Raw genomic sequence first — 19,401 nt, forward strand, 5'->3', positions numbered from 1 at the left:
AATTGCTCCGGAACATCCTCCCGTTGAGCAGCCGCTTTTTATCGTGCCCCTATGCAGAAACCCGGTCTCTGCCGCTCATTTTTGCCTTATATAAATGCTCATCAGCCCTCCTGATGATATCGTCCACCGACCGGTCGCTCGCCTGGACACACACCACCCCGAGGCTCAGGGTGACGGTGGCATTGTTGACCGTCTCTTCTTTGACATGAGTACGGATCCTCTCGGCAAGACCCCGGGCATCTTCCAGACTGGTGTCCGGCAGGATGATCAAAAATTCCTCACCCCCGTAGCGGCCAAGAATGTCGTAGGCACGAATCGTGTCACGCATACGGGCGGAAATGACCTGGAGGACCTGGTCCCCAATCTGGTGACCGTATGAATCGTTGATGGCCTTGAAATTGTCAACGTCTATCAGGATACAGCTCACATTCATTTTCAGCCGCTTGAACTTTTCAAACTCTTCCTCAAAACGCAGCATAATATGATGCCGGTTAAACAGTTCTGTCAACGCATCGGTAATGGCGATCTTCTCGATCGTCTGACACGCCTGGTCAAACCTCTTTATCAACCGTGCCATAAAAAAATAGATCAGTCCCAATAGAAACAGGGTTGTGACAATGCCGAATAGTACAATGGTAATGGTATTGGACCTGATCTTTCTCTGGCGGTCCTCGATGTCGAAGGTTATGCTGATTCCTCCCCGTACGTCTCCGACGGCATAGTTCTGGTGTTTATGACATTGCAGACAATCATTTTTAATATAGAGCGGCGCCATGTACCTGAAATACGTTCTGTTGTTGACCAATTCAGTTCCGGAAACTTCCTTCACTGCGCCGCTTTCGAACTGGAGAAGCGCCTTTTTTTCAAACTCGTCGGGCTCGTTATGAGGGTTCATGAGCTTCAGACTGGTGATATGGAACTTGAACATCCCCTCGTTCTCGGCATATTCCGACAGCTCACGGGTCATGAATGCCGGATTTCGCAGGGTAAATACCCTCCCGTCCACGGTCTTGATATCCGGGTTTATCAGGTAAGGATTGGATTCCACACCCTTTTTCTTCTCTACATAGACTCCGCCGTAATTCGCATTCCACGTTCTCGTCAAAACGAGGGTGTTAAAGACGACGCGCGCTTGTATGATATTCTCCTCATTCATCAGTTGCCTGGTCCGTATGACCATATCAAGGAATATCCCCGACAGGACCAGCGCGATGACCAGGCCCGTTGAAATGATGAACGTCCTGTAGAAGTTCTTCTCTTTCATCGCGGGCATATCAGCTCTTCCTCACTTTGTTTTTGAGATCATGCAGCGTATTCATGGCATCGAGCGGCGTCATGGCATCAAGATCCAGGTCCGATATCTCTTTGAATATCAGGCCCGCTTCACTTGCGAACAGACCGAGCTGTGGTTCCACATGTGCCGCTTTCCCGGCTTTTGCGTTCTTCTCCCCGCGTCCCCCGTTCGCCCCTTCTCCTGATCCGAATTTTGAAGCCCCGCCCAGGCGGGGCTCACCCTGGTCGTTGAACTCGGCCTTTTCGAGATTTGCCAGCACTTCCCGTGCGCGCTGGATCACCGCTTCCGGGAGTCCCGCGAGGCGCGCCACCTGGATGCCGTAAGACTTGTCCGCCCCGCCTTCCACCACGCGCCGGAGAAAGATGATCTGGTCGTTCCATTCCTTGATCGCCACGGTATAGTTCTTCACCCGGTCCATGGTGAGAGCGAGTTCTGTGAGTTCGTGGTAGTGCGTGGCGAACAGGGTCCGCGCCCTGATCTTCGTATGAAGGTATTCAGCCACGGCCCAGGCAATACTGATGCCGTCGAAGGTGCTCGTGCCCCGGCCAATCTCGTCGAGGATGATGAGGCTCCGGTCCGTGGCATTGTTCAGGATGTTGGCCGTTTCGTTCATCTCGACCATGAAGGTGCTCTGGCCGCGCGTGATGAAATCCGATGCCCCGATGCGCGTAAACACCCGGTCCACGATGCCGACCGTCGCCTCGCGCGCGGGAACAAACCCGCCCATCTGTGCCATGATCGTGATCAGCGCCACCTGCCGCATATAGGTGGACTTGCCCGCCATGTTCGGCCCGGTCAGGACGATCAGCTGGTTCTCCTCGCAGTCCAGGAGCGTGTCGTTCGGAATGAACCGTTCTTCAAGCGAGAGCTGCTCAATGACCGGATGTCTGCCCTCGACGATCTTGAGCATATCCCCGTCGAGGATCATTGGCCTCGCATAATTATTCTTTGCCGCGGCCTCGGCAAGAGAGGCCAGGCTGTCGAGCAATGCGACGCGCCTCGCCATTTCCTGGATCCTGACAGTAGAGGCGGCAACCGTTTCACGCACCTGCTGGAACAGCCGGTACTCCAGATCGATGATCTTTTCCTCCGCGCCGAGGACCTTTTCCTCATATTCCTTGAGCTCCGGCGTGATATAACGTTCGGCGTTCGCAAGCGTTTGCTTGCGGATGAAATCCTGCGGCACATTCGCGAGGTTGGTCTTTGTTACTTCGATATAATACCCGAAGACCCGGTTGTAACTTACCTTGAGCGAGCTGATGCCGGTGCGTTCGCGCTCGCGCAGCTCGATACCTGCGATCCAACCCTTGCCTTCCGAGCTGATGGAGCGCAGCTCGTCGAGCTCGGTGTTATATCCTTTTTTGATCAGTTTCCCCTCGCGCAAGGTATAGGGAGGATCATCGTTTATGGCGCCCTCAATGAACTGAAAGATGTCCTGGAGGCCATCCCAGTCTTGAGCAATATCATAGATCGATCGGGCATTGCACCTGATCAGCGATTCATGGAGCCGGGGGAGCGCGGTAAACGACTGTTTAAGCGCAAGCAGGTCGCGGGCATTTGCAACGCCGAGTGAGACGCGGCTGATGAGCCGTTCGAGGTCATAGACCGCGCCGAGCGCTTTCATGATGGTGGAGCGAAGCTGGTGGTCGTTCTTGAACTCCGCCACGGCGTCGAGCCGATGCTCGATCTCCACCGCGCTCATCAGCGGGTTCAGGAGCCATTCACGAAGTTTTCTGCCGCCCATTGCCGTGACCGTAGAATCGAGCACGGAAAGCAGCGTACCTTTGGTCGATCCATCGTAGATGTTCTTGACGAGCTCGAGGTTCCGCTGGCATGATGCGTCGAGGACCATGTGCTCCCGGACGAGAAAAGGCTTGATGCGGCGTATGTTCGCAAGACCGGTCTTCTGCGTCTCTTCGATATATCGAAGCGCCGCGCCTGCGGCGGAAATGCCGGACTTCATGCCGCTGCAGCCGAAACCCTCGAGCGAGGCGACTTTGAAGTGGTCGAGCAGCGTTCGCAGGGCGGTCGTGATGTCGAATGTCCAGTCGTCGCAGGCATTGATGGCCTGCGTGTATTGACGAAGCAGCAGAGCAAGGCCGGGATCAGACTCATGGTCCCTGGGCAGCACGATCTCGCGGGGCGTGAACCGCGCAAGGACGGTATCGAGCTCGGCGAGATTATCGCCGCCCTCGACCTCGGCAATGAAAAAATCGCCCGTTGAGATATCGAGAAAGGAAAGTCCGAAACCGTCCTTCTGCGGATACAGGGAAGCGAGGTAGTTGTTGTCCTTGGCATCAAGCAGATTGGAATCAAGCACCGTTCCCGGCGTCACCACCCGGATCACCTCGCGCTTCACAATGCCTTTCGCGAGTTTGGGGTCCTCCATCTGTTCGCAAATCGCGACCTTGAAGCCCCGCCGGATAAGCTTGGCGATATAGCCTTCCGCAGCGTGATACGGGAATCCGCAGAGCGGCGTCTCGATGCCCTTTGACTTGTTCCTCGCCGTAAGCGTGATCTCAAGGACCTTCGAGGCGGTCACCGCGTCCTGGTCGAACATCTCGTAGAAATCGCCCATGCGGAAAAGCAGGATTGCGTCGAGATGCCGACGCTTGATCTCGCGGTATTGTTTCATGAGGGGGGTAAGGTCATTCATGGAATTCAAGAAGATGGTAGATCAAAATCAACTACGGAGTCATACCCTGCACTCGCGCTGCGCACTCGTTAACGCTGGGCACAGGCGGAGACACTGAGAAAAACGTTGAAGTGACAAGATAAGGGGGAAAATATAAATCGTAGATTCTCCCAACTTCTCAGCTTCCCATCTTTTCGCTCTCCTCCGCGTCTCCGTGCCTCCGTGGTAAATATTCAGTCTTTTAGCTTTTCAAAATACGGTCGCAGCCTGTCATACGTTCCGTCGAGCAGCTCCGGCATCACGCGCGTTTCGTCAAAAACCGTGATAAAGCTGGAATCGCCAGTCCAGCGCGGAACGATCTGTACGTGGAGATGTTCGGGAATTCCGGCACCGGCGGATTTTCCGATATTGATGCCGATATTGAATCCATCGGGATGCATGGCCTGCTTCAGGATATTCACCGATGCCTGCGTTGTCTTTATCAGATCAGTGAGTTCCGCCTCGGGCAATCGGTCAACCTCGGACTCATGGGTAAAAGGAACGATAAGCAGGTGGCCGTTGTTATAGGGATAGAGGTTCATGATCACAAAGGAATGCTTTCCGCGATACAGGATATAGTTCCTGCGATCGTCATTCTTTTTCGCTTCCTCGCAGAGAATGCACCCAACTGTTTTTTTAGAACTGAGAATATATTTCATGCGCCATGGAGCCCAGAGTCTATCCATAATATTCGACGAAAGACGAGGGACGATCGTTCACTGCGTTCACTAGGACGACGGACGCTTTTTCGTCCCTCGTCACTCGTCCATCGTCACTCACTTGTTTTTTCCCATCTCCGCCATAACTTTCTTAATATCATCCCAGACAAGCCTTTTGTCCGATGGAGTTCTGAGCAGGTATGCCGGGTGGAACGTGGGCATGAGCGGGATACCCTGATAGGTTTTCCAGTTGCCGCGCAACGAGGTGATCCCCTCTTTTGTCTTGAGCAGGGTTTTAACGGCGACATTGCCCAGTCCGATGATGACCTGCGGGTTAATCGCCTGAAGCTGTTTGATGAGGAACGGTTCGCAGGCTTCGATCTCATCCGGCTCGGGGTTCCGGTTGCCCGGCGGCCTGCATTTCACGATATTGCAGATGTAGACATCCTCGCGCTTCAACTGCATGCCCTTGACAATGATGTCCGTCAGCAGTTGTCCGGCAGCTCCGACAAAGGGCCTCCCTTGCAGGTCTTCTTCCTGCCCGGGTCCCTCGCCCACAAATACGAGCGCGGCGTTCGGGTCGCCCTCTCCGAAGACGAGGTTCTTCCGGCCCTTGTGCAGTTTACAGCGGGTACAATCACCAAGCTCTTCGCGGACGGCGGCAAGTCCACTTGATTGTGATACAAAAGGTTTTTCTACCAATGAGGATACTGTTTTTACAGGATCCGCCTTTGAAGCAACGGGTGCTGCTGACCGGGAATCTCCTGATGACGCCATCTCAACGAAGCTCATCCCCAGCGCCCTTCGATACTCCAGATGCGCCTTGACCTGTGATACAATATCCAGAAATTCCCGCTGAATATCATCCATAATAGAGAACCCTTGTCATGGTACCTTGCCTTCCGCACTCCGAACTCCCAACTCCGAACTAACGTCTAATTCCCCCATTTCAACTTCGTTCTGAGAATCTCATAATAGCTCTTTGTAGGGTGTTTGATCAGTTTCATCCTGAACCGGGATTTTTTGATCGCCACAACATCGTTCGGCTCAAGGGGAAACCCGATCTGTCCATCAAGCGTGAGTGAAACATCCTCGCTCGGCGAGGTGAGACATACCGTGACGACGACGGAATCGGGCAACGCGATAGGCCGGTTCGACAAGGTATGCGGACAGATGGGAGTGAGCACAAAACAGTGGATCGTAGGATGAACGATCGGCCCGCCGGCGGAGAGAGAGTATGCGGTGGAACCCGTGGGCGTCGCCACGATCAATCCGTCCGCCCTGAGCGTCGTCAAATGCCCGTCGTTCACCGATACCCTGAGTTCCATCATGCGCGCAAGCGCGCCCTTGTTGATTACCGCGTCGTTCAGCACGCGGTACTGCGCAATGCGCTTTCCCTTACGGAGCACGCTCGCGGTCAGCATTATCCGGTCCTCGGTCCCGAGCTTTCCGGCAATGGCCTTCTCCAGATTGCCATAGAGCTCCTCGAGAGATACCTCCGCCATGAAACCCAGGCTGCCAAGATTGACGCCAAAGATCGGAACATCGGCATGGGCATCGGCGACAAGCCGCGCTGCGGACAGAAGCGTACCGTCACCCCCGAGCACGATGATCATTTCAACGAGCGCCGGGATCTCATCCGGTTCGTAACCCCGCCTGTTGATGGCCGCCGCGGTCTCGCTGTCGATGAAGACCTTTTTACCCCGCGCCTCAAGCCATGAGGCCAGCTTCCGGGAAGCCTTCTGCGCTGCGGGAATATTCTTGGCAATGATGCCGATCTTCTTCATACGATTCCTTTGATGGTTTTCTTCTGTGCCTGAGTAGTTACAATCCTGTTATCCGGTCAGCGGTTTTATTCGATCCAGTTCCTGCTTCAATTCCGCCACCAGCTTCTCGTACCGTTCCCCTTCCGCGAGAAATCCGAACTCGCGGCTCTTTTCATCAACGGCGGTAAGGTAGACGCCCAAGCTCACCTCGGGCAATTCATCCTCGGCCCGTTCGGCCCATTCTATCACGGTCACACCATCGGATTCAATGTATTCGTCGAACCCGATGTTCTCCAGTTCATCAGGTCCTTTGAGGCGGTAAAGATCGATGTGATAGAGCGGTACGCGTCCCTGGTACTCATTCACGAAGGTGAAGGTCGGGCTCGTGATGTACTGCTCCCGTACGTCTAATCCCCGGGCGATGCCGTAGGCTAAATTTGTCTTGCCGGCGCCGAGATCGCCGTATAAACAGACGGTATCGCCTGCGTCAAGCAATTTTCCGAGCAGCCGTCCGATCTCCCAGGTCTGCTCGGGGCTTGACGTGATCACGCTGAACATTACTCGGCCTGTCGTATGACAGCCTTCACCATGTCGCGCTTGCCCACGATGCCCACGACCTTGCCGGCCTTAAGCACCGGCAGCAGATTGACCTTTTGCTCCGACATGATCTCGGCGATGTCTATGACCGTGGTGTCTTCCGTGATCGTAACAACCTTGCGGGCGCAGATGTCCCCTACCCGTGTGGCTGTCAGGCGTTTTACTTCCTGTTCAAATTTTTTTGAGCTTTCCAGATAAATGGCCGCATCCAGGAAGCTTACCACCGTGGGAATGTGAAGCCGTTTGTTCCGGCTGATGAGGTCGTTCTCGGTCACGATGCCGTAGAGCGCGCCCGAGTCGTCAACCACCGGCACACCGCTGATCTCGTTATTCACGAGAATGGAAGAAAGCTCCTCGATGGAGGTATCGGGCTTGACGACCAATACGTCTGTGGTCATGATGTCTTTTGCAATAAGCATAAGGACCTCTCAAGGTGAATCCGGATTTAACCACAGTTACGATGTCATTTCGTAACTACTCGGGACCAAAACCTTATGCTCACACGAAGCCACGGAGCACACGAAGGAAATCACAGCATGAAACGGGCTTGTTAGGAATTAAAGCCTTTCTTCGTGCCTTTGTGGCTTTGTGTGAGACTGACCTGAGTAGTTACGTCATTTCTTTAAAAGCATGAGGAATTTTATCAATCAGATCTCCGGCGATCATTGAAGCTTCGCCTTTTTCCTCAGCCGCAAGGTCCCCAGCCAGTCCGTGCAGATAAACGCCGAGACACGCGGCCTGACTTGCGCTGTATCCCTGGGCAAGGAGGCTGCCGATCATGCCGGTGAGCACGTCTCCGGTCCCGCCGGATGCCATGCCGGGGTTTCCCGTGGAGTTGATGAACACCCATCCATGAGGAGTCGCGACCACCGTGGCCGCGCCCTTGAGTACGACCGTAACGTTATACTTTCTGGCAAATTCCGAAGAGACACCGATCCTGTTCTTCTGTACATCATCGGATGATATGCCCAGCAGCCTCCCCATTTCACCGGGGTGCGGGGTCAGAATAACCGGCGCTTTTACGCGTTTAAGAATATCCGTGAATCCGGCAAGCGCATTCAACCCGTCCGCGTCGATCACCGCCGGGATCGTGAGTCGTTGAATAAGATTCCGCACAGCCTGGACCGTTTCGTAGTGTGTTGAAAGCCCCGGACCGATCGCGCAAGCGCTCATGGTTCCCATGGTCTTGAGCAGTTCTTCTTCAGACCCGATCCCCAATGTCCCTTCGATGCTCTCGGCTGAAGGGACACACATGGCCTCCGCGACCTGCGCTTGGATGATCGGGACAAGATTGTTCGGCGTTGCCACGCTCACGAGCCCTGCTCCTGCTCTGAGCGCTCCTTTGGCAGCCATGATTGCCGCCCCAGCCTTGCCCGGCGAGCCGGCGACGACCATGAGGTGACCGAAGTCCCCCTTGTGCGCATCGGACAATCTGCTGCTGAGAACGCCCCAGACAGAATCCTTATCCAACAGGCTCACCGACAGATGTTCTTTTTCCGCAACCTCCGATGGGATGCCGAGGTCCGCAACGCGCACCGTGCCCGCGTACCCCGCGCCGGGATAGAGCACGAGTCCGCGTTTCAGGAATGCCATGGTCACCGTAAGGTCGGCCTTGACCGCCACGCCCATGACCTCGCCTGTATCCGCATTGATCCCCGTGGGAATGTCCACGGCGACAACAGGAGCGCCCGAGGTATTGATCATCTTCACGGCCTGCGCATACGCGCCTTTCAGGGGAGATGACAGACCCACGCCAAGCAACGCGTCAACAAGAACATCCGACCATGCAATAATATCGGAAAGAGAACGGGAAGACGCATTCTGCACGATCTCGACATCCATCTTGCGGAGAATGGAGAGATTGATCTTTGCTTCCCCTTTGATCGCGCCAAAGGATGCCAGCAGCGCGACCCGCACCGGTACGCCGCTGATCCTGAGCCGCCGCGCGAGCGCCAGGCCATCGCCGCCGTTATTCCCCTTGCCGCAGAGGATGCCGACCCGAACCCCTTCAAGGCCGTCGAAGAACTTCTCCATGGCAATCATGACGGCTACTGCCGCGTTCTCCATCAGGACCGTGCCGGGGATGCCGAAGTCCCTGATCGCCCTGCGGTCGATGTTCTTCATTTGCTGTGTGGTGACGATTTTCATAGAAGGATAATTTAAAAATCAGGATCAGGGATTTTCACCAGAGCTATAGAACGTTGCCCCCACCAGCACCACCTGCGCCACGGCATATCCTTCATCGTGCGAGTAGCTGAGGAGCACTTGTTTCACACCCTTGAGGTCCATGAGGTCCTTCACCCTGCCGGAGAGGTTCACGATCGGGCCGCCGCCTTCGCCGTGAAGCACCTCTATGTCCGTCCACTTTACGCCCGCGCTCCATCCAGTGCCGATGGCCTTGAGCACCGCTTCCTTGGCAGCGAACCTGCCTGCGTAGTGCTGGGCGGGATATTTCTGGCGTGTACAGTATTCCCGCTCGCGCTCCGTGAACACCCGCTCAAGAAAACCTGCATGGTCCTTCCCTGCCTTGTCGATGCGGTCGATCTTCACCAGGTCAACTCCGATGCCGACTATCATGGTACCCCCCGTGCTGCCACAAATTTACAATTCCCAATTTTACATTATCAATTTTCGTATCTACTCAGGTCAAAATCTGTTAGCCGCAAAAGAACCCCCGATAAGACATTTCGCGGGCAGGCTCCAGGATCGCAGAGAGAATTGAAACTGAAATACATGTTATCAGGTTTTTTCTTTGAGTTCTCTGCGTGCTTCTCTAAGTGGCCGGTTCATTTTTTAGGCCATTTGCGGCCAACCTGAGTCGTTACCAATTTCCAATTAACGCTCTCATCTCCCTCACCGCCCGCTCCATCCCAACGAGCGCTGCCCGTGAGATGATGCTGTGGCCGATGTTCAGTTCCTCCACCTCGGGAATACGCGCTATCTTCCGCACGTTCACGTAGTTCAGACCGTGTCCCGCGCCCACGCGGAGCCCCAGGCTCCCGGCGAGCTTCGCCGCCTCGGTGATCTTCTCAAGCTCACGCCCGCGGTCTTTTTCGGTCTTCGCGTTCGCATACGCGCCGGTGTGGATCTCCACCCAGTCCGCGCCGGACTTCCTTGCCGCCGCGATCTGGTTATCATCGGGATCGATAAAGAGGCTGACCACAATGCCGCCCTGCTGGAGACGGCTTATAAAGGATTTCATGAAATCGGTCCGTGAGGCCACCTCAAGACCGCCTTCGGTCGTGAGCTCTTCCCGCTTCTCCGGGACCAGCGTGGTAATGTTCGGTTTGACCTCGAGCGCTATACGCTGCATTTCGTCGGTCGCCGCCATTTCGAGGTTCAGTTTCGTCTGCACGGTCTCTCGCAGCAGCCGCAGGTCCCGGTCCTGAACATGCCGCCGGTCCTCGCGCAGGTGCGCGATGATGCCTTCCGCGCCCGCCAGCTCTGCGAGTATCGCCGCCGCAACCGGATCGGGCTCCATGCCCTTCCTCGCCTGTCGGATCGTGGCAATGTGGTCGATATTTACGGACAATCTGGGCACGTTGCTCTACCTCCTGCACTGCCTGCTGGATGCTGTCCCTTGTGGTTTGATTCTATCATCTCTCTATTCAAATATCCAGAAAATTTGTTTGCCCCGTAACCGTTCAAGCATGCGAAAGGCGACTGATTACAGCGACTGATTACAGCCTTGACCCTGACCCGTGCCTCTGGTATATTTGCATTATTGTACAAAACCTCGGGAGGTAAACCGTAATGATTCGTCTCGTAAAATCCATGAGTCTCGTATTTCTTCTGATTGCAACGGCGGCGCTTCCGGCGATCTCCGAGGAATCAAAGACCGTGACCGCCGAAGGCGTGGCCGCGATCCAGGGAAATGCCCGCGATATTGCCCGCGATGCCGCTCTTGAGGATGCCCAGAAACGCGCTGTGGAACAGGCGATCGGCATTCTGATCGACTCGCAGACCCAGGTCGAGAACTACCAGCTCATCAGCGACAAGATCCTGTCGCAGACCAAGGGGTACATCAAGCGGTACAATGTCATCAGTGAAACGGTTGACAGCGGTCTTCTTCGCGTCCGCATCAACGCGGAAGTCGCCCTCGGCCGGCTGACCGATGATCTCTCGGGTATCGGCATCCTCCTCGGCCGTATGCACAAGCCCCGGACCATGGTCATGATAGCGGAACAGAACATCGGGCAGACGGTCATTGCCTGGTGGCTGGGCGCCTATGGAGAACAAACCGACATCAGTGTCGTTGAAAACGTCTTCATGGACAAATTCACGGAAAAAGGATTTGAGTTCATAGACCACCAGATCGCGGTCAAGGAGATCAAGGTGACCGAGGCCTACCGGGTCAAGGACCTTACCGTTGCCCAGGCCAAGACGCTCGGCGCGCAGGCGGACGCCGAGGTGGTGATCATCGGCAAGGCCGTATCCAAACGTTTTGGCGAGATAGGCGGCGGGATGATTTCAGCGCAGGCGGACCTTTCAGCGAGGGCCGTGCGCATTGATACCGGTCAGGTCATCGCAACGGCATCGACGCATGCGGCCGCCGTGCATGTCTCCGATGTAACGGCCGGTACGGAAGCGCTCAAGAAAGCGGCGAATGAAGCCGCAGAGGAAATGATGGGGAAAATCCTGACCATCTATGCAAAAGAGACAGGCGGCACCCGGTCCGTCAACATCACCATCACCGGCCTGAACAAAAACCAGTTCGCGAAGTTCAAGGACGTTCTTCAGAACCAGGTGCGCGGCATCAAGGACCTGCACGAACGGAGCTTCAACGGGACAACAGCCAAAATATCGGTGGACTCGAAGAACAGCGCGCAGATACTATCGGATGAATTGCTGCTGAGGGACTTCAGTGGCTTCTCCGTGGAAGTGGTGAGCTCGACGGCGAACTCGCTGGAGTTGAAGGTCACGCCGAAATAGAACCGACGAGGGAAGCGATAATTCAGGACGGACGAAGGACGTCGTATTTCTCGATGGACGCTTTTTCGTCCTTCTTCCCTCGTCCTTCGCCCCTCGTCCCTCATTCCTCGTCCGTCGTCTTTCGTCCGTCGTCCCTCGTCGGTTCTATCAGACTACCCCACCCCCACCATTCTCTTTGCCGAGATCACGGTATTCTTGAGCAGGATAGCGATGGTCACCGGTCCTACGCCGCCGGGGACCGGCGTGATCAACGACGCTTTTTTAAATACCGCGTCAAAATCAACATCTCCCACGGTCGCGCCGTCAGGCAGAATGGTGATGCCGATGTCCACCACGATCGCCCCCTCTTTCACCATGTCCGCCTTGATGAGCCCCGGCCTCCCCGTGGCCGTGCAGAGAATATCAGCCTGTCTGGTCTCACTGCCGAGGTCGCGGGTCTCGCGATGGCAGACCGAGACCGTCGCTTCCTTGACCAGCATCATCATCGCAAGCGGCTTGCCTACCGCAAGACTTTTCCCCACGATCACGGCTTTCTTCCCCTTCGGGTCGATGTTGTAGTGCTCCAGCATCCGCATCACGCCGTAGGGTGTGCAGGGCAGGAACGTGGACCTGACCGAAAGCGTGAATTTCGGCTCGAACAGATAGGCTGTCGATTCCTCCGCCGACAGACGACCGACGGAAATAGCGCCCTGGCCATCCACGTCCTTCTCCGGAACGATGGCGTTCACGACCTTCCGGGTATCGATATTTCGCGGCAGCGGCATGAAGACCAGGATGCCATTTGCCCTCTCATCGTTGTTCAGCGTCTTGATGAGGTTCAGGATCTCATTCAGGGACGCGGTCGCGGGCAGGGTGTGGTTGAAAATATCGATCCCCGCCCGGACCGCGGCGCTCTGGATCGCCTGGTAGTACATGAATGAGGACTTGTCCTCGCCCACCAGCAGAAGCGCAAGCCCGGCGCGAATGCCGTGTTGCGCCAGCCTGGATGTCTCCTCCTTGACTGCCAGGATGATTTTTGAGGAAAGTTCGCCCCCCTGCATCAGCTGCGTCATAGGTCCTCCGAAATATTATTTATCGCAACGTGAACGCTTATTCCCGACTCATAGAAAAAGCAACACAGCATGTCATTCTGAACGTAGTGAAGAATCTCGTATTTCCAGCCAGTTCCAGTTGCGAGACCCTTTGCTTCGCTCAGGGTGACAACAAGTGGGCTTGTGCAACAGGCTCCATAATGCTTCTTATTACGGATTCGGCGCAACCGGAGAAGCGACCACATCCCGGACCTCCGTATGCCTGATCTGTCCGCCGAGGTTTGCAGTGAGACCCATAAGGGCTGCCGCGCTGAACGCCAGCACAAGCACGAAAGCATTGAACCATTTCGGCATCGTCGCGGAGCGGCGAAAGAAATACAAGCCGGCAAGACACGCGATGCCGAGGAGCTCTATCAATACCGCTGACAGTCCGGCAATTTCCTCATGTCTGCCTATGAACCCTTCTGTTACCCCGGGGAGTCCCATTACGGCTTCTTCAGCGCCCTCGCCGGTTAAATAGATGGGCACGGTTATGAGCGCGAGCAGGATGAACGCACCAATACCGGTCTTTTTGATCTCTTCGCTTCCCCTGACCAAACCGTACAAAAACAGCAGAATACTGAATAGAATACCGACCACCGGGAAATGATTGACGATAAGATGCAGATGCGCTCCGTTCAGCATACGTTCCCCTTTCTCGCGGGCCCGCTTAGGCACGCTGTTTCTCTCTGTAAAGCCTTTTTAAACTCGTCGATCTGATGGTGTATCTCGTCGTCGCTCCATTTGAGTTCCCGACCCGCGATATCAGCGATCTTCTCCGCTTGCCTCAGGCCACGCGAAGCAGTGATACCCAGGTGCATTCTGCGGAGAACAATATCGGAAAGCGTTCTCGCCCCTTCCTCAATCACGCTGTACAGGACCTGTGCATAGATATCGCTGCTTTCTGAAGAGATCGACCCGCCCAGGACCGGATGCGATGCTGCAAGTTCCAGCACCCTCTCCGTTCGCGCACCATAACAACTGATGAGATGGCGTACCAGCTCGGGCGCAACCTTGAAACGTGATGCCATTTCGGGGATTGCTTCGCGCAGGTACTGTTCGTAGTCCACAGGCAGGCCGCCGGGAAGCGGCTTTTTGTCCGTACTGCAACGGGTACTGGTTCCCAGCACCCTGCATGCCGCGTCGACCACGTCCTTTGCCATGTTGCGATAGGTGGTGAGCTTGCCGCCGGCAATGGTGATGATCCTGTTGTTCCGTCCCTCTCGAATGACCCGATGTTTGCGCGATATTTTTGACTCGCTCCTGCCCGAGAACGCGAGCGGCCGAATGCCCGCATACGAATAAAGGATCGACTCTTTCGTCAGGTTCATCTTCGGCAGGATACGCCTGCTTTCGGTAAGCAGGTACTCCACGTCATCCTGGTCCGCATACACCTCGTCCAGGTCGCCGTTGTATTTCGTGTCCGTAGTGCCGATAAGCGAGTAGGCTTCAAGCGGGATGATAAAGAACATCCTTCCGTCGCGTGAGGTGACGAAGAGCGCCTGGTTCGAAAGCTTCGGCAGCACCAGATGGATACCCTTTGTGGGAAAGATGATCTTCTTTTGGTCAAGATTGCCTGAGTGCCTTACCCGGTCGATCCACGGCCCCGCGGCATTGATCAGGACCTTGGAACGGAACGTGGAAGCCATTCCCGTGAGTGTATCCTTCGCAGTGACCACGACACCGCCATTCACCTCTTCGATCCTTTCAGCACGGACATAGTTCAGGAGCCTGGCCCCTGCCTCACGAGCGGAGATGATGTTCTCGATGACCAGCCTCTCAGGCATCGTGATCTGGTGATCGTAGAACAGCGCGCTGCCGATCAGCCCTTCCCGGTTCAGACGCGGCTCAAATCCAAGGGTCTTTCCCCTGTTGGAGGTGAAATAGTGCGGGATGTCTTTCTCGTGCGACAGCAGGTCATAAAGGTGAATGCCGATGGACATGACCGCCCTGCCGTGCGGGTCTTCCTTATAGATTGGTATGAGGATCGGCATGGGATGAATCAGGTACGGCGCCTGTTTGCGAAGAATGGCGCGCTCGATGAGAGACTCGGCAACCAGGTCCATCTCGAAGTTGGCAAGATAACGCAAGCCGCCATGGATCAGGCGCGTGGACTTCGAAGTAACGCCTGACGCGAAGTCTCCTTTTTCCAGCAAAAGACACGACAGTCCCCGCAGCGCCGCGTCCCGCGCTGCACCGGCGCCGGTGATGCCGCCGCCGATGACGATGACATCAAATTGTCGATCTGCGTCCAAAACATCCGTTCTCGGCATTCGTATCCTCCGGTATCTAACTCCTGACTCCTAACTCCGAGCCCGCAACTCCGAACGCTCTAACAGCTTTTTCAACACCCTCGGCTTATTGGAATAGATCCCGTCCACGCCCCAGGCAATGAACTGCCGCATCTCAACCTCATCATCAACGGTCCAGACATACACGTCGATCCCCTGCTCATGACAGGTATCGACGAGTTTTTTGCTCACCGTCTTTTTCTTTAAGCTGATGATCCTGTAGCCTTGTTCTCTATAGGAAGGAGCCTCCCGCTCTGTGAAGACGTCAAAGATAAGTGACGTCGGCATCGACGGCAACGCCCGGCGAACGGCAAGAATCTCTTCCTCCTTGAATGACGATAGGAGAACATACCCGTTGTAAGCGGATGAGGCAAAGTACTCCGCTGTCAACAGACCCGCGCCGTCGCTTTTGATCTCGAAGTTGAGCCCTGCTGATCCCGCAACCGCCTTGATCACGTCGGTAAGGGTTGGGACCGGTTCGCCGTTGTTAAGCCGTATCCTGCCGATCGCATCGGATGTTGCTCGTTCAATATTGACATCGTTCCCGGCTGTCCTGCCGGTCAACGTATCGTGCATGACAAAGAGGCCGTTGTCCCGGCTCTTGCGAATGTCCAACTCGATCATGTCCACCGGCAAGGATAATGCGCGGTGTATGGCGTCAAGGGAATTTTCGACTGCGTTTGAGGAATCTCCGCGATGGGCGATCACAAGGGGGATAGGCATGATGATAGTATAACAAAAATCCCGTCAGTCACAGAGAGTGACTCGGATAAATTGAGATTTAATAAATTCCGTTATTGAAATGGCGGCACTCCTGACTCCTATCAGCTCCCCCCGGTCATCTTTTCCACGATCTTGTCCTTGATCGTCCGTATCTGGTCCGCGAGGTTCTTCTGCGGAACCGACGTGCGGTGAATGACCGTTCGTACGCTGATGAGCTTTTCGAGCGCGGCAGTCTCGCCCTGTTTGAACAGTTCCTTTGGTTTGCTGAAATCGGCCCAGTGCGTATCTCCCACCGCGGGGTGGATAACGACATCGGCTTCCCGGGCCAGTATCTGGTTCAGATAGATCCGCGTCACCGCGTCTGCACGGAGGACAATGTCGAGACCTGATTTTTCCTCGAAAAGCGCAACATCGCTCGATACATCGACGGCAATGACAATATCGGCGCCCATTTCCCTGGCGCAGAGCACGGGAACACGCTCCACCCATCCGCCGTCCACGAGCAGCATGCCATTGTCCTTTACCGGGGGGAAGATGCCGGGAAGCGCGCAGCTTGCGCTGATGGCGGTGCGAAGCGACCCCTTCGTATACATGACGCGTTTGCCGTTCCGAATGTCCGTGGCCACGCAGGCAAACGGTATCGCGGTCTGTTCAACCGGAATATCGGGGATCAGAGGATAGATGAGGTCGCGGTATTCCTGTTCAGCGATAAATGCGGACTGGGTCGCAGTAACGCCCCAGAAATATCCCTTGCGGATCAGAAAAGACATGTCGCTGAAAAAACCGCGGTTGTGGTTGTTCGGCTGTTCGAGCTTTCGGATGAACTCGAGACGCGTCTTGCGCGAAACAAAACTGTGGAGAAACTGCTCCACCCGTCCCATCCAGTAAGATGCATCGGGCTTGGTGGCATAAAGGCCGCCCATCATGGCGCCGAGGCTGGTGCCCGCGATCATGTGGACGGGGACCTTGGCGTCTTCGAACACCTTGAGCACGCCGAGGTGGGCAAGTCCCCTCGCCGCCCCTCCACCCAGTGCCAGACAGATCTTCGGTTCCATAGATCGGACGCTCCCCCCGCAAGATAGCATCACTCTTAGCGATATTCAGTGAGTAATGATAGCATCATCCTCAAGGAGAGTAAAGAATATTATTAAATTATGTGTTGACTAAACAAGGGGTTCGTGCTATGTTCACATTATGAACGCCGAACGACCATCATCATTCGGAACCGAGCCCTACCGTTCTCTCCAGATCCTTGACGAGCTGTCCAAGAACGATTCCCTCACCCAGCGGGATCTCAGCAGCCATCTCGGCATCGCTCTCGGACTTGTCAACTCCTATATCAAGAACCTCGTAAAAAAAGGGTTCATTACCGTTAAAGCAATTCCTTCCAAGCGTTATGCCTACTATCTGACACCGAAAGGCTTTACTGAAAAAACACGGCTGACCTATGATCTGCTGCATGATTATACGAGGATCTATCGCGAGGCACGGAAAAATCTGAAAGTCCTCTTCAAGGAAATGCAGGACACGGGTATACGCACTGTGGTCTTTGCGGGCACCGATGAAGTTGCCGAGATCGCCTATATTTCACTCCAGGAGACGGACTTGAAGCTGGCAGGCGTTCTGGACGGAGAGTTTGCAGGCGGGGATTTTTTCGGTAAACAGATAGAACCAATGAACATCCTTGAAAACATGGAATATGATTGTGTTGTCATAACTTCATATTTGAAAAAGGACATAATCTATAAGGAACTTCTGAAGCATGGTGCAACAAAAAAGAATATACGGGCTATCTTCCCCAGTTAAGAGCAGCGGAGCTTCCCTCTCGTCGTTCGATCAATGCGAGGCCGATACATGACCCTTGTGAAACGTAACGTCATCGCCAACTTCGCAGGGCAGGGTTGGTCGGCATTCATGGCTCTGGCTTTCGTTCCGCTGTATATTAAGTTCCTCGGAATCGAGGCATATGGCCTAATCGGTTTTTTCGCCATGCTGCAGGGTACCTTCCAAATACTCGATTTCGGTCTGAGCCAGACAATGAACCGGGAGATGGCGCGGTATTCGGTTCTTCCGGGCAAGGCTGCCGAAGCACGTGACCTCGTGCGAACACTGGAGATCGGATACTGGGCGATAGGCGTCGTATTAGGCTTTGGCGTAGTGTGCTCCGCACCGTTCATTGCCCGGAACTGGATTAATATAGGTACGATACCTGTTGAAACGGTACAGCAGGCCATTATGATCATGGGTGTGATGTCGGCACTCCAGTGGCCACTCAGTTTTTATGAAGGAGGTCTTATGGGGCTGCAGAAACAAGTACTGTCCAACAGCATTAAAATCGGCATGGCCACGCTTAGCAGTTGCGGAGCGGCGTTCATCCTATGGAAAGTTTCCCCCACCATCACTGCTTTTTTCACTTGGCAGATTATCGTGGCGGTCCTCTACGTCACCCTGTTTACTATTTTCCTCTGGCGCAGTTTGCCTCCCGCAGAAGGTTCTCCACGCTTTCATCTTGGCCTTCTACGTAATATCTGGCGTTTTGCAGCAGGGATGAGTGGTATCGGTATCTCAGCAATTATTTTGATGCAGATGGACAAAATACTCCTGAGCAAACTCCTCTCGCTTGAAATGTTCGGCTATTATATTCTAGCCGGCACTATAAGCAGCGCGATACCTACCCTGCTGGTCAGCCCGATTTTTAACGGGCTGTTTCCCCGCTTTTCGTCACTCGTGGTGGCCAACGATGAAATATCCCTCAAAAATTTATACCATCAAGGTGTTCAATTGACGGCCACAATTATTTTGCCTATAGCTACGGTCATGGCGTTGTTCTCATACGATATTTTACTATTATGGACGCAAAATGCAGAGGCTGCCCGTATCGCCTCTCCGCTAGTGACCTTGCTGGTAGTTGGTATGGCCTTAAACGGGCTTACCGCCCTTACCTTTGCGCTGCAATTGTCATATGGCTGGACAAAAATTGGGATAGGCATCAACATCTTTCTCATCATAACGCTTGTACCAGCAGTGTATTTTATGACTACACACTATGGAGCAGTAGGTGCAGCCGCTGTGTGGTTAGCATTGAACAGTATATATTTAATAATTGTGGTCCCACTCACACACCGCCGTTTTTTACGGGGAGAAGCACAGCGCTGGTACCTTGAAGATATCGGGCCGCCATTACTTGCCTCACTTGCGGTTGCAGGGCTGGGACGTTGGTTGATTGCATCTCCTATGACAACGATGGTAACTATTGCAATACTCTCGTCCATTGTACTTGGTGCGACTGCACTGTCAGCGTTTGCTGCGCCACGCGTGAGGACTTGGATACTAACGGAACTAATCTAATAGGCTTTAATACAAAATAGAAAAGTATTTTGATAATTTGCGCACAA

General features: G+C 54.6%; 18 protein-coding genes. 3 read left to right on the top strand and 15 right to left on the bottom strand.

What is annotated here, in order from left to right; all coding sequences use genetic code 11:
• Window positions 1-49 precede the first annotated feature (49 nt).
• The 10 genes from M0R70_03835 to M0R70_03880 form a co-directional block, all read right to left on the bottom strand.
• The gene (locus M0R70_03835) at window positions 50-1,273 is read right to left on the bottom strand and encodes a diguanylate cyclase (protein MCK9418495.1); all 1,224 of its coding nucleotides are present in this window, start codon (window positions 1,271-1,273) and stop codon (window positions 50-52) included.
• 1 nt (window position 1,274) lies between these two features.
• Window positions 1,275-3,950 (bottom strand): DNA mismatch repair protein MutS, encoded by a 2,676-nt coding sequence (gene mutS, locus M0R70_03840; protein MCK9418496.1) that lies wholly within the window; start codon window positions 3,948-3,950, stop codon window positions 1,275-1,277.
• Between the two features lie 212 nt (window positions 3,951-4,162).
• Entirely contained in the window at window positions 4,163-4,627 is a 465-nt protein-coding gene (locus M0R70_03845) for an HIT domain-containing protein (GenBank protein ID MCK9418497.1), read from the bottom strand.
• Between the two features lie 117 nt (window positions 4,628-4,744).
• A complete protein-coding gene (locus tag M0R70_03850; GenBank protein ID MCK9418498.1) occupies window positions 4,745-5,497 on the bottom strand; it encodes a uracil-DNA glycosylase in 753 nt (250 codons plus the stop codon).
• A gap of 65 nt (window positions 5,498-5,562) precedes the next feature.
• Entirely contained in the window at window positions 5,563-6,414 is an 852-nt protein-coding gene (locus M0R70_03855) for an NAD(+)/NADH kinase (protein MCK9418499.1), read from the bottom strand.
• A 48-nt stretch (window positions 6,415-6,462) separates the two neighbouring features.
• The gene (gene tsaE / locus M0R70_03860) at window positions 6,463-6,951 is read right to left on the bottom strand and encodes a tRNA (adenosine(37)-N6)-threonylcarbamoyltransferase complex ATPase subunit type 1 TsaE (protein ID MCK9418500.1); all 489 of its coding nucleotides are present in this window, start codon (window positions 6,949-6,951) and stop codon (window positions 6,463-6,465) included.
• Window positions 6,951-7,409 (bottom strand): CBS domain-containing protein, encoded by a 459-nt coding sequence (locus tag M0R70_03865; GenBank protein MCK9418501.1) that lies wholly within the window; start codon window positions 7,407-7,409, stop codon window positions 6,951-6,953. The genes tsaE and M0R70_03865 overlap by 1 nt, the downstream gene beginning before the upstream one ends.
• Window positions 7,410-7,599: 190 nt before the next feature.
• Window positions 7,600-9,138, bottom strand: a complete 1,539-nt coding sequence (locus M0R70_03870; protein MCK9418502.1) for an NAD(P)H-hydrate dehydratase — start codon at window positions 9,136-9,138, stop codon at window positions 7,600-7,602.
• Window positions 9,139-9,162: 24 nt separating this feature from the next.
• The gene (gene acpS, locus M0R70_03875; GenBank protein MCK9418503.1) at window positions 9,163-9,567 is read right to left on the bottom strand and encodes a holo-ACP synthase; all 405 of its coding nucleotides are present in this window, start codon (window positions 9,565-9,567) and stop codon (window positions 9,163-9,165) included.
• Window positions 9,568-9,811: 244 nt separating this feature from the next.
• Complete coding sequence (locus tag M0R70_03880) at window positions 9,812-10,531, bottom strand: pyridoxine 5'-phosphate synthase (protein ID MCK9418504.1); 720 nt, start codon at window positions 10,529-10,531, stop codon at window positions 9,812-9,814.
• Window positions 10,532-10,743: 212 nt separating this feature from the next.
• On the opposite strand from M0R70_03880, the gene M0R70_03885 reads away from it, so the two are divergent.
• Entirely contained in the window at window positions 10,744-11,922 is a 1,179-nt protein-coding gene (locus M0R70_03885) for a flagellar assembly protein T N-terminal domain-containing protein (GenBank protein MCK9418505.1), read from the top strand.
• A 152-nt stretch (window positions 11,923-12,074) separates the two neighbouring features.
• On the opposite strand, the gene M0R70_03890 is transcribed toward M0R70_03885, so the two are convergent.
• The 5 genes from M0R70_03890 to M0R70_03910 form a co-directional block, all read right to left on the bottom strand.
• Window positions 12,075-12,974, bottom strand: coding sequence for a bifunctional 5,10-methylenetetrahydrofolate dehydrogenase/5,10-methenyltetrahydrofolate cyclohydrolase (locus M0R70_03890; protein MCK9418506.1), 900 nt, complete (start codon window positions 12,972-12,974; stop codon window positions 12,075-12,077).
• A 189-nt stretch (window positions 12,975-13,163) separates the two neighbouring features.
• On the bottom strand, window positions 13,164-13,637 hold the full coding sequence (locus M0R70_03895) for a hypothetical protein (GenBank protein MCK9418507.1): 474 nt from the start codon (window positions 13,635-13,637) through the stop codon (window positions 13,164-13,166).
• A complete protein-coding gene (locus M0R70_03900) occupies window positions 13,631-15,265 on the bottom strand; it encodes a glycerol-3-phosphate dehydrogenase/oxidase (protein ID MCK9418508.1) in 1,635 nt (544 codons plus the stop codon). The genes M0R70_03895 and M0R70_03900 overlap by 7 nt, the downstream gene beginning before the upstream one ends.
• A 30-nt stretch (window positions 15,266-15,295) precedes the next feature.
• On the bottom strand, window positions 15,296-16,006 hold the full coding sequence (locus M0R70_03905; protein MCK9418509.1) for a glycerophosphodiester phosphodiesterase: 711 nt from the start codon (window positions 16,004-16,006) through the stop codon (window positions 15,296-15,298).
• Window positions 16,007-16,107: 101 nt separating this feature from the next.
• Window positions 16,108-17,061, bottom strand: coding sequence for a patatin-like phospholipase family protein (locus tag M0R70_03910; GenBank protein MCK9418510.1), 954 nt, complete (start codon window positions 17,059-17,061; stop codon window positions 16,108-16,110).
• A gap of 139 nt (window positions 17,062-17,200) precedes the next feature.
• On the opposite strand from M0R70_03910, the gene M0R70_03915 reads away from it, so the two are divergent.
• Both M0R70_03915 and M0R70_03920 read left to right on the top strand, forming a co-directional pair.
• Window positions 17,201-17,812 (top strand): winged helix-turn-helix transcriptional regulator, encoded by a 612-nt coding sequence (locus M0R70_03915; protein ID MCK9418511.1) that lies wholly within the window; start codon window positions 17,201-17,203, stop codon window positions 17,810-17,812.
• 48 nt (window positions 17,813-17,860) lie between these two features.
• On the top strand, window positions 17,861-19,354 hold the full coding sequence (locus M0R70_03920; GenBank protein MCK9418512.1) for an oligosaccharide flippase family protein: 1,494 nt from the start codon (window positions 17,861-17,863) through the stop codon (window positions 19,352-19,354).
• Window positions 19,355-19,401: the final 47 nt, after the last annotated feature.

This window comes from Nitrospirota bacterium (assembly GCA_023229435.1).
Taxonomy (GTDB): Bacteria; Nitrospirota; UBA9217; order UBA9217; family UBA9217; genus JALNZF01.